Below are 11,737 nucleotides of genomic sequence, written 5' to 3'. Positions count from 1 at the left end.
CGTGTGTTTTGCTGGTACAAAGGGGCAGGGAAGAGGGCCATGATCAACCGGCAGGTGCTGCTCGCAGACAAGGTGTATGTCGAACTGGTGCGCAGCCTGTTCGTCAATGTGACGCCGTCTGCCATCATGGCGGTCGCCTTTACCCTCAGCGTCGCCCTCATTGTGAACGAGACGCGGGACCGGCTCACGCTGACGCTCGGCGTGGCCGGGGTGCTGGCGATGGGGGTGCGGATCATCGTCACGCTGCGTTTGCGCGGACAGGCGCTCGCCAGCGATCTTCACCCGGTCCGGGCCAGACAGCTCGAGCTCATGTTCCTCATACCCCAGCTCAGCTTTGCCCTCGCGCTTGGCCTGTTCAGCGGGCTTGTCATCCTGCAGAAGTCGGACGGGCAGCCATTGATGGTGTGTCTGGTCGTCGGCTTCTGTGCCGGCCTCGCCGCCGGGTCGGGCCTGCGCCCCCCCGTTGCCGTGCCGGGCATGCTGGCGGCCAGCCTCCCCACCGCTCTGGCCGCCTTTATCCGTGCCGACGCCATGTCGATCGCCACCGGCGCCTCCATTCTGGCCTTCCTCTATGCCGGCGCGCAGAGTCTCGCGACGCGGCATGAGTCTGCCGTGACGGGGATCAGCAAGCGGCTGACCTCGGGGTCATTGGCCCGGCGCGATCCTTTGACCAACCTCGCCAATCGCCTCGCCTTGCGCGAGCGGTTCGATGAGGCCGTGGTCCTCAAGCGGGGAAAGGGGATCGTGGCCGTTCATTATCTCGATCTCGACGGGTTCAAGCCGGTGAACGACACCCACGGCCATGCCGCCGGCGATACGCTGCTGCAGATGGTCGCCAAGCGACTGAGCAGTGCCATCCGCAGCGAGGATATCGTGGCGCGGCTGGGCGGCGACGAGTTCGTCATCGTTCAGTTCGGCCTCGATAAGCCGGAGGATGCTACGCTGCTGTCCGATCGCGTCGTCCGCGCCATCGCGCAGCCCTTCGTCATCGAGGGCAACCGCATCCGCATCTCCACCTGCATCGGCACCGCGACCGCGCGCGCCGAGGAGAGCCACATGGAGGTGCTGATGCGCGAGGCGGACGAGGCGCTCTATGCCGCCAAGCGACGGCGCGCTCAGGCACAGGCGGCGCGGGCGTAGTTTCCGCGGCCTTGGCCCGCGCCGAGGAGGGAGTGGCGACCCCGGCAGGATTCGAACCTGCGACCATTCGCTTAGAAGGCGAATGCTCTATCCGGCTGAGCTACGGGGCCACGGAACGATCCGCTAACCGCATCGCCGGGCGTCTGGCAATGGCAAAGCGATGCCGCGCGCGGTTTTGCGTGGGAGCAGGAGGCTGCAAGATCGATTGCAGGGCGCGATATCGCGCGGCATAGTCCCGCGCCATGGCTGCTCCCTCTGACGCCGCGTCCGCCGCGACTCCGCCCTCGATCGCTCCCCATTCGATCGCTCATGTCGATGCCAGCGCACTCGCCGGGCACAGGCTGCAATATTATGATTTCGTGATGGCCGCCTTCGTCGCGGTGCTGCTGCTCTCCAACGTCATCGGCGCCGCCAAGCTGGCGAGCCTGTGGGGCTTCACCTTCGGTGCCGGCATCCTGTTCTTTCCTTTAGGCTATGTGCTGGGCGATGTGCTGACGGAAGTCTATGGATACGCCCGCGCCCGGCGCTGCATCTGGGCCGGCTTCGCCGCGATGCTGTTCATGGCCCTGATGAGCTGGGTGGTCGTCTCGCTGCCCCCGGCGGACGGCTGGGACGGGCAGGCAGCCTATGAGTCGGTCTTCGGCCAGGTGCCGCGGATTGTCTTCGCCTCGATCTTCGCCTTTTGGGCCGGTGAGCTGACCAACAGCTTCGTGCTCGCCAAGATGAAGCTGCTGACCAAAGGCAAGCATCTGTGGACCCGCACTATCGGCTCGACCATCGTCGGGCAGGGTGTCGACAGCCTGCTCTTCTATCCGCTGGCCTTTTATGGCCTGTGGTCCACCGATCAGGTGCTGACCGTGATGGTCACCAACTGGGCGCTGAAAGTAGGCTGGGAAGCGGTGCTGACGCCGGTCACCTACCTCGCCGTCAATTTCTTCAAGCGGCGCGAAGGGCTGGACGTCTATGATGAGCAGACTGACTTCACGCCGTTCAAGGCGCAGGTCTGACCAGCCCCGTTAGCCCTCGGCCGGTGAGGGCGCATCCCGGTTAAGCGCCTCGGCATCCGGGAAGCCCGCCGCTGCAAACGGGGCCGGTGGCAAGGCTTCGGCCTCGACGGGCGGCTTGCCTGGGCGGGGCAGCTTGAGGCTGACCGCGTGCAGCAGCATCCGGCCATCCCATGGCGCGCCGGGTGTAGCAGAGGGGTAATAACGGTCGCCCAATATACCGAGGCCAAGGCCGTGCAGGGCATGGGCGCGCAACTGGTGCGTGCGCCCGGTTTCGGGGCGGAACTGCACGAGGGCGCGGCCATCGCGCGCTTCCAGCAGGCGCCAGCGTGTCACGGCCGGCTTGCCCTTCGGGTCCGGCTGCATCCGCCAGCCATCCTCGCGCGTGCTGGTCTTGCCCAGCGGCAGGTCGATCACGCCTTCGCGCTCCGCCGGCACGCCGTCCAGCACGGCAAGATAGACCTTTTCCACCTCGCGCGCCTCGAACGCCTGGGTGAAGCGCTTGGCGGCTTTGGGATTGCGAGCGAGCAGCAGGCAGCCGCTGGTATCCCGATCCAGCCGATGCACCGCCACCGGCCAGCGCTGAAAGCCGAAGGTCAGGCTGTCGAGATGATTTTCCAGGCTCAGCGCGCCGTCGCGCGGGCGGTCGACGGGCAGGCCCGCCGGCTTGTCCAGCACGATGGCCTCGCCATCCATGAAGATCACCCGGTCGGTAAGGGGGGACAGATCGCCGGCAGGCGACCCTCTGCGGCTATTCCGGGGATCATAAGTGAAGGACATGCTGCCTCCCTAGGCGCTATCGCCGGCAGGGGGAAGACGCAGGGAGGGATCTGCTCCATTTACTTGCCCCCGGCGGACGGGGCCACAACGATTCTCACCCCATTAAGCACGCAAACGGCCCGCGACTCGTGCTTTTAGGCCAGTTTACGCAAAATTAACCTTTTGCGTTCACTCTTCATATGGTTAATAGTTACTGGTGGTTGGATCGAGTGAAGAGCGCTCTCCGGCCAACTGAGCAAAGGGGCTGGTGTATGCGCGTGTTGCTGATCGAAGACGAACCGACGACTGCCAAAGCTATCGAGCTGATGCTGACCACCGAGGGGTTCAACGTCTACACGACCGATCTGGGCGAAGAAGGCCTCGATCTCGGTAAGCTCTATGATTACGATATCATCTGCCTCGACCTGAACCTGCCGGACATGCACGGCTATGACGTGCTCAAGAAGCTCCGCGCATCTCGCGTGCAGACCCCGGTCCTTATTCTCTCCGGCATTGCGGAGATGGACAGCAAGGTCCGCTCCTTCGGCTTCGGTGCAGACGATTACGTCACCAAGCCGTTCCACAAGGAAGAGCTGGTCGCGCGCATTCATGCCGTCGTCCGCCGCTCCAAGGGCCATTCGCAAAGCGTCATCCGCACCGGCAAACTGTCGGTCAATCTCGATGCAAAGACCGTGGAAGTGGATGGCAATCGCGTCCACCTCACCGGCAAGGAATATGCGATGCTGGAGCTGCTCTCGCTCCGCAAGGGCACCACGCTCACCAAGGAGATGTTCCTCAACCATCTCTATGGCGGCATGGATGAGCCGGAACTCAAGATCATCGACGTGTTCATCTGCAAGCTGCGCAAGAAGCTGAGCCTCGCGTGCAGCGGCGACAATTACATCGAGACCGTCTGGGGCCGCGGTTATGTGCTGCGCGATCCCGACGAGATCATCGACGAACTGGAGACGGCGCAGGTCGCCTGACGTCACGCTGCGAACTGGATTTATGGCGAAGGCCGGCGGAGCGATCCGTCGGCCTTTGCTGCGTGGGCCTCGCCGGAACCTGTGGACGCGCGATAGGGGTGCAGAAACCCAGCCGCACGCGGGCGGCCTATAGGCCCCTTATACCGGACACGCCCGACCATCAAAAACCACCCCGTGCTCCTGTGAAGGCAGGAGCCCAGGGCAAACAAGCACCTCGATTTGGCCTGGCGCACCCCCAGGCAGATGCAGTCTCCGATGGAATAGCCGCCGCGTCATCTGCGGCCGAAAACGACATCCGGACAATCCTCCGTTCGTCCTGAGTAGCTGCTGAGCCTGTCGAAGCAGCGTATCGAAGGATCGGCCCACTACCGCCCCCGATGAGATTCTGCCCTACTCGCTCAACCAATCGGCCGTGATCTCGCCCCTGTGCCCCTCGGGCGCCAAGACGGCTCGCAAGGCGTCCAGCAGAGGCGGAAGCGCCTGCGTGAAGGCGTAGGGCGGGTTGACGATATAAAGGCCTGCGCCGTTGTAGATGCCCGGCTGGTCGGCATCGTACAACCAGTGATCCACCTGCAAGAATTTCGGGATGCCGAGCTTGCGGAGTTGCCCGCTCCACCGCTGATGCGTGGCGCGGTCTTTGAGCGGGTACCAGATCACCGTCACGCCATGCGCCCATTTGCGGTGAGCGGCGGCGAGGGTGGCGGTGATGCGGGCGCGTTCGTCCGTTTGCTCATAGGGCGGGTCGACCACAACTACGCCGCGCGCGGTGCGGGGCGGCACCATCGCCAGCCAAAGCTCATAGGCATCGCGCTCGTGCACGGCGGCGGACGTGCCGCGCATTACACCGCGCAGGGCATAGGCGTCTTCGGGATGCTTTTCGTTGAGGATCAGCAAATCCTGCGGGCGCAGAAGCTGCGCCAGAATTTGCGGCGATCCTGGGTAGAGCCGCGGCTCGGCCCCGACGTTCACCGCCTGCACGGCGGCGCGATAGTCGCTCAGCAAGGGGTTCGGATCGGCAAAGGCGCGCAGCACGCCGTGCACAGCCTCGCCAGTGCGTTGGGCCTGCTCGCTGCCAAGGTCGTACAGCCCGCAGCCGGCATGGGTATCGATCAGGGTCAGGGCGCCCGGCTTTTGCTGCAAGGCCCGCACGAGGGCGATCAGCAGGCTGTGCTTCACGACATCGGCGCTGTTGCCGGCATGGAAGGAATGGCGATAATTCATGGTGATTCAAATTCCTGACACGCGCGGCCGGGCGGGCGGGCGCGGCGACCGACAAGGCGCTCGTAGAGCGTGAGCGGAAGCCTTTAAAGCAGTTGCGCGCGGCCTCAACCCCGTGGCGATGGCCCTCGGCGTGATCGCATCATGTGCTCAGAACAGACGCGCCGTTCGTGCCGAGCCCTTCGACTGTCCGCAGGCGAGCGCTCGGGATGAATTTCAGCCTTTGGCTGAAGTCGAGACACGCGAGGCCTGTGCCAACCGTGTCTCGACTTCGCTCGACACGAACGGAGCGGTGGGGAGCCGTAGGTGACGGGAAGCGAGGGCAGTCCGGCTGCACTCATCACAATGTCTGCGTAGTGCCTGACGGAGCCGACCTAGTCCCCCGATTTACCGGTGGAGAGAAACCACCGCTCCGTGCCCTCAAGCCCCGCAGCCGTCAGCACGCCGGACTTGTACGCGCCGGTGTCGATTCCCATCCGGTTCTCGCGCTGCTCAACCGCCTCGGTGATCGAGTGGCCATGGACGATGAAATAATCGTGCGGTTCGTCGTAGAACAGGAATTCCTCGCGGATCCAGCGCAGGTCCTTTTCGTCCTGCTCGTCCAGCGGCACTTCGGGCCGGACGCCGGCGTGGACGAAGGCGTAGTTGCCGATGATCGCCTTGTCCGTCAGGCCGGCGAGGAAGGCGCGATGCGTATCCGGCACGGCGCTCGTCAGCCAGTCGCGCAGTTCCCCCAGCGTCATCGTATCGAGATCGGTCTCGCTCGCGCCATAGGAGAGGAGCGTCTCGCGTCCGCCGATGCGGGTGAGGAAGCGTAGCGCGCTTTCATCGCCTTCCACTGCCATTGCGAATACTTCCTCATGATTGCCGCGCAGGCAGAGGATGTTTGGCCACCAGTCGCGAAGTTGCAGCACATAGTCGATCACGCCCCTGCTGTCCTGCCCGCGATCGACATAATCGCCCAGGAACACCAGTTGCGTGCTGCCGGTCGGGCCTCGGCTATGGTCGTCGGCCGCGATCAGATCGATGAGTTCGAGCAGCAAATCCAGCCGGCCATGAATGTCGCCGATCGCATAGACGCGGCGGCCCTCGCCCAGGTCTGGGGCATGGGTCAGAGGTTCAGGCTTTGACTTTGATTTGAAGAGGCCAAACATGTGCCTCTCCATATAAAGCGAGCGGGAGCGATCCGGCCAGCGCAATCGTGCTTAGCAAAAGCTTTCCGGCGACATGCCAGCACGGTTAGAGCTTGGGCAGTGTCACGCCGCGCTGGCCCATATATTTGCCGGCGCGGTCGGCATAGCTCGTCTCGCACGGCTCATTGCCTTCCAGGAACAGGAACTGGCAGGCGCCTTCATTGGCGTAGATCTTGGCGGGCAGCGGCGTGGTGTTGGAAAATTCCAGCGTCACATGGCCTTCCCAACCTGGCTCCAGCGGCGTTACGTTCACGATGATGCCGCAGCGCGCATAAGTGGATTTGCCGAGGCAGATCACCAGCACATCGCGCGGAATGCGGAAATATTCCACGGTCCGCGCCAGCGCGAAGCTGTTGGGCGGGATGATGCACACGTCCGTCTTGCGGTCGACGAAGCTGTTGGCGGCGAAGTCCTTGGGGTCCACCACGGCGCTGTCGACATTGGTGAAGATCTTGAAATCCTCGGCCACCCGCGCGTCATAGCCATAAGAGGAGAGGCCATAGCTGATGCAGCCCTCGCGCCGCTGGCTTTCCACGAACGGCTCGATCATGCCGTTTTCCTGCGCCTGACGGCGAATCCATTTGTCGGAGAGTATGGCCATGGGGGCGTTGCTAATCGCTCGCCGCGCCGAATGCCAGAGGCGATGATATGGTGGGGATCAGCCCGGGCCGATGCCGAGATTGGCCGGGCCGAAGGCGTGCGGCAGCAACGCGTCGAGCGTGAGGCGCAGCACGGCGGCGCCATCGGGCGTGGCGCACAGGATCGCGAGCGGGCGTCCGCCCATATCCTGCGCTTCCTTGATGATCTGCCGGCAGCGACCGCAGGGCGTGATGATGCCGCCATCCCCGCCGTCCATCGCGCCGCCCGTCACCGCGATGGCCGCGATATCCCGTAGCTGCCCCTGCGCATTGGCGGCAGCGATGGCCACGGTCTCGGCGCAGAGCGACAGGCCGTAGCTCGCATTCTCGAAATTGGCGCCGGTGAGGATCGTCCCGTCGGTCAGCCGCAAAGCCGCGCCGACCGCAAAGCGGCTATAGGGCGCATGGGCCTGCGCCATGGCGCCGCGGGCAGCGTCGATCAGCGCGCGCTCGTCCGGGGTTGGCGTCGTCGGGTCTTGTCGGGTCGCTTTTTCGCTCATTGCCGCACCGCATTCCATTCGATCGGCCCCTCGATGCCGTTGATCCGCTTCCAGGTGGAGGCGGTCCACATCGTCCAGGGACGCGTGGTGTAATCGGGCACGAAGAAGTCGCCGTCCACCCACAAGGTGCGGTTGATGCCACCGGCCACGTCGTAGGCCGCCTCGAATTCGCGGCTGGTGCGGATCACGGCGGGCTTGGCGGCGTGGGTTTCGATCTGGTTGAGGAAGGTGTTCAGCTCGGCGAGCAGCGTATCGCGGTTGGGCCGCGCCGTGCAGGGCAGGTCGAAGTCCATTTCCACCACCGGCGGCAGCATCTGTGGGTCGCGCGGGACGGTGGCGATGAACCGCGTGGCCTGCGCCGAGGCGCTGCTGCACAGATCATAACGATGGATGGCGCCGTGGCGCATGTCGTTGGCGACCGCGCCGGCGAGATAATCATTAAAGGCGCTGTCCCGCCCGCGCGCGCCATCGGTGGCGCGCAGATAGACGAAGTCGGCACCTGCCGCGCGGGCCATCCGCCAGTTGATCGCGCCGCTCTGGGCGCTCAGCGTGATGCCTTGCACGGGGAAATATTTGGCAGAGGGCGTCCAGCTGCGGGCGAGCATGAAGAGGCCCGCCACCAGTCCGCCGCCGATCACCAGTAGCAGCATGAAGAGGCGCAGCGGCGTCACCTTGATCCGCCGGCGCCGGGCGCCCGGAGCGCTGGTCATGCGCTTGGCCTTTGTGGTGCTCATGTCGTTTCGTCAGTCCTGTTATGCGCGGATATGCAGCACGCAGATCAGCGTGAACAGCCGCCGCGCGGTATCGAAATCCACGTCGATCTTCCCCTCCAGCCGCCCGCGCAGCAGTTCGGCGGCATCGTTGTGGACAGCGCGCCGGGCCATGTCGACGGTTTCGATCTGGCTCGGCGTCGCTTGCCGGATCGCCTGATAATAGCTCTCCGTAATCGCGAAATAGTCCCGGATCGCGCGCCGCAGGCTGGCGAGGCCGAGGATGATCGCTTCCAGCGCGCTGTCGTCCGTGCGCCGCAGTTCGATCACCAGCCGCCCGTCCGCCACGCGCAGAAACACCCGGTAAGGGCCGGCATAGCCGTCCTCATGCTGGCGCACCGGCGCGAAATGATTGTCTTCCAGCAGGTCGAAGATCGCGATCCGTCGTTCCTGCTCCACATCCGCGCTGCGCCACAATATCGTCTTCTCGTCGAGCACGATGTCGATGATGCGGGGATCGGCCATGGTCCCTTGCTTCCCTAGGCGCGTGGGCCAGCGGCGGCAAGAGCGTGGGGCAGAGGAGAGGCGGGCAGGCCCCGCGGACGCAGAGCCTCAGGCGGGCTTGGCGCCCTCGTGCCGGGGCATCGGCCAGATCAGGCCGATGAACGGCAGAACCAGCATCGCCAGACCGGAGAACAGCAGCGCGCTGGCAACGCCATGGGCCTGCGCCACATGGCCCCACAGCCAGCTCCCCAGCGCGATCCCGCCGAAGGTGAGGCTGCTCACCATGGCGGTAATGCGCCCGATAAGCGGGGCGGGCGACCACATCTGGCCGGCGACGGCAAAGCCGGAGAGCGCCTGCACCCAGCCGGCACCGCCCAGCACAAGCAGCACGAGCGTGGGGACCAGCCCGATGCCGAGCGCGACGCACACGCATACCGCGCCATAAAGCAGGCCGGCGCCCCGGATGATCGCCTCGCTGGAGAAGCGCTGGCGGAACCATGTGCTGCTCGCCGCGCCGATCACGGCCCCAAGGCCGAGTGCGCCGAGCAGCAGGCCGAAGGTCATCGATCCCTGGCCGAGCATTTGTGTTGCGACCAGTGGCATCAGCGCCCAGGCGGCGCTGCCGGCGAGCGTGAAGCTGATCGCGCGGACCAGCACGGTGCGGATCGCCGGGGAGCCGAGCGCGAAGCGGAAGCCTTCGCCGATCACCGTCAGCAGGGGGCGCCTTGTGGCCGGCGCTGGCGGCGCGGTGCGCCAGCGCAGCAGAATGACAATAACCATCAGATAGGAGAGGGCATTGACGACGAAGGCGGCCTTCGCGCCGCCCAGCGCGACGATGCCGCCGCCGATGGCCGGGCCAAGGCTGCGCGCGATGTTGAAGGCGAGGATGTTGAGCGCGACGCCCGCGGCCAGTTCGTTGCGCGGCACGATGCTGCCGATGGAGGAGGCCAGCGCCGGGTTGAAGCAGGCCACGCCGCAGGCGAGAAGGGCGGTGAGGCCGATGAGCAGCCCCGGCGGTGTCGTGCCAACAAAGGCGAGCGCCGCCAGCAGGACGGAAAGCGAGACCATGCCGGTCTGCGCGCCCAGCATCACCAGTCGCTTGTCGAACATGTCTGCCCACGCGCCGGCCGGCAGGGCCAGTAGCATGATCGGCAGATTGGTCGCGCTCTGGACGAGGGCGATGACGTCAGCCGGCTGGCCGGTGATGGTGAGTTGCCAGGCGGCGCCCACGGACTGGATGGCATTGCCGAAGTGCGAGAACAGGCTGCCGAGCAGGATCAGCAGGAAGGTCCGGTGGCGCAAGGGAGAAAAGGTGCCGCCGCTCATAGCCGTTGGTCCCTTGTCTGCTGCGCGCTCATCATGCTGGTCCCCTCCGTGCTGAACCGATCATTGATCCGTCACACGGTTTCGCCCTAGGCGCGTCGTTCTCGCCCGGCAAGACTGATGCGGCGGCGCGTTGGTGATGGGCAAGCAGGCGGGTGACGGGCCGACCAAAAGCGGCTAACCGCGCCGACGATGACGGGCGTCCTGATCATAATCGCGGCCTTCGCCACCGCGTTTCTTTCCGGCATCTTCGGTATGGCGGGGGGATTGCTGCTGATGGGCATCCTCGCCTTCCTGCTGCCGGTGTCGGCGGCGTTCGTTACGCATGGCATCCTCCAGCTTGTCGCCAATGGCTGGCGGGCGGTGGTGCATCGCGAGCATGTCGTCTGGCCGATCATGCGCACTTATGCACTGGGCGTTTTTGCTGCAGGTGCGGTGGTCGCGATGATCGGCTTCTCGCCCTCGCGACCCTTGCTGTTCCTGCTGCTCGGGTTGGTGCCGCTGGTCGTCTGGCTGCCCCGCCGCTGGATCGCCCTCGATGCATCCCGGCCCTCCCATGCCTTCCTTGCCGGGTTCACTGTCTCTTGTCTCAACCTGACGGCGGGCGTTGCCGGCCCGATGATGGACGTGTTCTTCGTCCGCACCCCGCTCACTCGCCACCAGATCGTTTCGACCAAGGCGGCGGGACAGGTTTTCAGCCATATCGCGAAGATCGGCGTGTTCGGAACGCCGATGCTGCTTGCGGGGCGGAGCGCCATGCCGCCCTGGTGGGTGTTCGCCATCGCGGTGCCGCTGTCCATGGTCGGCACGATGCTGGGCGGGCGACTGCTGGACCGGATCAGTGACGGCCACTTCCGGCGCTACACAGCATGGATCGTTACCGCGATTGGCATGCTCTACATCGGGAAGGCGGTGATGGAATGGCTCTGACTGAACCCGCTACCGTGGGCGAGGCCTGCGTTGCCGTATTGCACTGCAGCAATCCGCGCGAGAAGGTGATGGCGGCCCGCAAGGCCGCACGGAACTGGCGGCTCGGGCGCCTCGCGCACCGGTTCGATACGCCACCGCCAGACCGGCCCGGCCGGCCCGAGCGCCCTGAGCTTCTGCCGCCCAACCGCATGCCAAAGCGCGGCAAGGGCGGCTCGGAGCGCGCCCGCATCGCGATGATCCACGCGCTGGCGCATATCGAATTCGTCGCCATCGACCTGGCCTTCGATCTCGTCGCACGCTTTGGCGCGGACTTCCCGCCTGACTTTGCCGACGACTGGCTGCGTGTCGGTGCCGACGAGGCGATGCATTTCGCCCTGCTTGCGCGCCGGCTGGAAGAACTGGGCAGCGCCTATGGCGATCTGCCTGCCCATGATGGTCTGTGGGAAGCCGCGATCGAAACCGCCCATGATGTCGCGGCCCGTCTCGCCATCGTGCCGATGGTGCTGGAAGCGCGGGCGCTGGACATCACGCCGGAAACCATCGTGCGGTTCAGGCATTTCAACGATGAGCGGACCGCGCGGATGCTGACCCGAATCATTGACGACGAAGTTCGTCATGTCGGCGCAGGGACGAAATGGTTTTTGTGGTCGATGAATCGATCCGGCGCAAACCCGCAGGAAAGCTACCAAATGTTGGTTCGGCGCCACTTTCGCGGTGCCGTTAAGCCGCCGTTCAACGACTCAGCGCGGAGTCAGGCCGGTTTGACGCGCGATTTCTACCTGCCTCTTGCGCCTTAACCCGTTCTTCGCTCGAAAAGCCCCAGCCGGTTCAC

At 65.2% G+C, this 11,737-nt stretch carries 13 protein-coding genes and 1 tRNA gene; 5 read left to right on the top strand and 9 right to left on the bottom strand.

Going from position 1 to position 11,737, the window contains the following annotated elements; all coding sequences use genetic code 11:
• Window positions 1-39 precede the first annotated feature (39 nt).
• Window positions 40-1,140: a GGDEF domain-containing protein gene (locus tag M2332_RS16615; protein ID WP_319801480.1), complete on the top strand. Its 1,101-nt coding sequence runs from the start codon at window positions 40-42 to the stop codon at window positions 1,138-1,140.
• 33 nt (window positions 1,141-1,173) lie between these two features.
• On the opposite strand, the gene M2332_RS07495 is transcribed toward M2332_RS16615, so the two are convergent.
• Window positions 1,174-1,250, bottom strand: a tRNA-Arg gene (locus M2332_RS07495).
• A 132-nt stretch (window positions 1,251-1,382) separates the two neighbouring features.
• Here M2332_RS07495 and M2332_RS07490 point away from each other — a divergent pair.
• Window positions 1,383-2,147, top strand: a complete 765-nt coding sequence (locus tag M2332_RS07490) for a queuosine precursor transporter (protein ID WP_413714709.1) — start codon at window positions 1,383-1,385, stop codon at window positions 2,145-2,147.
• Between the two features lie 9 nt (window positions 2,148-2,156).
• On the opposite strand, the gene M2332_RS07485 is transcribed toward M2332_RS07490, so the two are convergent.
• A complete protein-coding gene (locus tag M2332_RS07485; RefSeq protein WP_264574917.1) occupies window positions 2,157-2,840 on the bottom strand; it encodes an RluA family pseudouridine synthase in 684 nt (227 codons plus the stop codon).
• Between the two features lie 335 nt (window positions 2,841-3,175).
• On the opposite strand from M2332_RS07485, the gene ctrA reads away from it, so the two are divergent.
• Complete coding sequence (ctrA, locus tag M2332_RS07480; protein WP_181560569.1) at window positions 3,176-3,889, top strand: response regulator transcription factor CtrA; 714 nt, start codon at window positions 3,176-3,178, stop codon at window positions 3,887-3,889.
• Between the two features lie 390 nt (window positions 3,890-4,279).
• Here ctrA and M2332_RS07475 read toward each other — a convergent pair whose 3' ends face one another.
• The 7 genes from M2332_RS07475 to M2332_RS07445 all read right to left on the bottom strand — a co-directional run bounded on the left by M2332_RS07475 (window position 4,280) and on the right by M2332_RS07445 (window position 9,978).
• Entirely contained in the window at window positions 4,280-5,110 is an 831-nt protein-coding gene (locus M2332_RS07475) for a 23S rRNA (adenine(2030)-N(6))-methyltransferase RlmJ (RefSeq protein WP_264573558.1), read from the bottom strand.
• 371 nt (window positions 5,111-5,481) lie between these two features.
• On the bottom strand, window positions 5,482-6,261 hold the full coding sequence (locus M2332_RS07470; protein ID WP_264573557.1) for a metallophosphoesterase family protein: 780 nt from the start codon (window positions 6,259-6,261) through the stop codon (window positions 5,482-5,484).
• 85 nt (window positions 6,262-6,346) lie between these two features.
• Window positions 6,347-6,901, bottom strand: a complete 555-nt coding sequence (gene dcd, locus M2332_RS07465; RefSeq protein ID WP_181560566.1) for a dCTP deaminase — start codon at window positions 6,899-6,901, stop codon at window positions 6,347-6,349.
• 57 nt (window positions 6,902-6,958) lie between these two features.
• Window positions 6,959-7,438: a cytidine deaminase gene (locus M2332_RS07460; RefSeq protein WP_264573556.1), complete on the bottom strand. Its 480-nt coding sequence runs from the start codon at window positions 7,436-7,438 to the stop codon at window positions 6,959-6,961.
• Window positions 7,435-8,172: a GH25 family lysozyme gene (locus M2332_RS07455; protein WP_264573555.1), complete on the bottom strand. Its 738-nt coding sequence runs from the start codon at window positions 8,170-8,172 to the stop codon at window positions 7,435-7,437. Before M2332_RS07455 ends, M2332_RS07460 begins: the two co-directional genes overlap by 4 nt.
• Before the next feature lie 18 nt (window positions 8,173-8,190).
• Window positions 8,191-8,673 carry a UPF0262 family protein gene (locus tag M2332_RS07450; RefSeq protein WP_181560564.1) on the bottom strand — a complete coding sequence of 161 codons (483 nt, stop codon included), beginning with the start codon at window positions 8,671-8,673 and terminating at the stop codon, window positions 8,191-8,193.
• An 87-nt stretch (window positions 8,674-8,760) separates the two neighbouring features.
• Window positions 8,761-9,978, bottom strand: a complete 1,218-nt coding sequence (locus M2332_RS07445) for an MFS transporter (RefSeq protein WP_264573554.1) — start codon at window positions 9,976-9,978, stop codon at window positions 8,761-8,763.
• A gap of 189 nt (window positions 9,979-10,167) precedes the next feature.
• On the opposite strand from M2332_RS07445, the gene M2332_RS07440 reads away from it, so the two are divergent.
• Window positions 10,168-10,905, top strand: coding sequence for a sulfite exporter TauE/SafE family protein (locus M2332_RS07440; protein WP_264573553.1), 738 nt, complete (start codon window positions 10,168-10,170; stop codon window positions 10,903-10,905).
• Window positions 10,896-11,702, top strand: a complete 807-nt coding sequence (locus M2332_RS07435) for a ferritin-like domain-containing protein (protein ID WP_264573552.1) — start codon at window positions 10,896-10,898, stop codon at window positions 11,700-11,702. The genes M2332_RS07440 and M2332_RS07435 overlap by 10 nt, the downstream gene beginning before the upstream one ends.
• Window positions 11,703-11,737 lie beyond the last annotated feature (35 nt).

The organism is Sphingobium sp. B11D3A (genome assembly GCF_025961695.1).
Lineage (GTDB): Bacteria > Pseudomonadota > Alphaproteobacteria > Sphingomonadales > Sphingomonadaceae > Sphingobium.
The sequence above is the reverse complement of the archived record's forward strand: the minus strand, read 5'-3'. Positions and strand labels throughout refer to the sequence as shown.

Excerpts from the sequence above, each read along its gene's own strand:
- M2332_RS16615 (WP_319801480.1), top strand. The coding sequence starts at position 40 with ATGATCAACCGGCAGGTGCTGCTCGCAGACAAGGTGTATGTCGAACTG.
- M2332_RS07490 (WP_413714709.1), top strand. The coding sequence starts at position 1,383 with ATGGCTGCTCCCTCTGACGCCGCGTCCGCCGCGACTCCGCCCTCGATC.
- M2332_RS07485 (WP_264574917.1), bottom strand. The coding sequence starts at position 2,840 with ATGGATGGCGAGGCCATCGTGCTGGACAAGCCGGCGGGCCTGCCCGTC.
- ctrA (WP_181560569.1), top strand. The coding sequence starts at position 3,176 with ATGCGCGTGTTGCTGATCGAAGACGAACCGACGACTGCCAAAGCTATC.
- M2332_RS07475 (WP_264573558.1), bottom strand. The coding sequence starts at position 5,110 with ATGAATTATCGCCATTCCTTCCATGCCGGCAACAGCGCCGATGTCGTG.
- M2332_RS07470 (WP_264573557.1), bottom strand. The coding sequence starts at position 6,261 with ATGTTTGGCCTCTTCAAATCAAAGTCAAAGCCTGAACCTCTGACCCAT.
- dcd (WP_181560566.1), bottom strand. The coding sequence starts at position 6,901 with ATGGCCATACTCTCCGACAAATGGATTCGCCGTCAGGCGCAGGAAAAC.
- M2332_RS07460 (WP_264573556.1), bottom strand. The coding sequence starts at position 7,438 with ATGAGCGAAAAAGCGACCCGACAAGACCCGACGACGCCAACCCCGGAC.
- M2332_RS07455 (WP_264573555.1), bottom strand. The coding sequence starts at position 8,172 with ATGAGCACCACAAAGGCCAAGCGCATGACCAGCGCTCCGGGCGCCCGG.
- M2332_RS07450 (WP_181560564.1), bottom strand. The coding sequence starts at position 8,673 with ATGGCCGATCCCCGCATCATCGACATCGTGCTCGACGAGAAGACGATA.
- M2332_RS07445 (WP_264573554.1), bottom strand. The coding sequence starts at position 9,978 with ATGAGCGGCGGCACCTTTTCTCCCTTGCGCCACCGGACCTTCCTGCTG.
- M2332_RS07440 (WP_264573553.1), top strand. The coding sequence starts at position 10,168 with ATGACGGGCGTCCTGATCATAATCGCGGCCTTCGCCACCGCGTTTCTT.
- M2332_RS07435 (WP_264573552.1), top strand. The coding sequence starts at position 10,896 with ATGGCTCTGACTGAACCCGCTACCGTGGGCGAGGCCTGCGTTGCCGTA.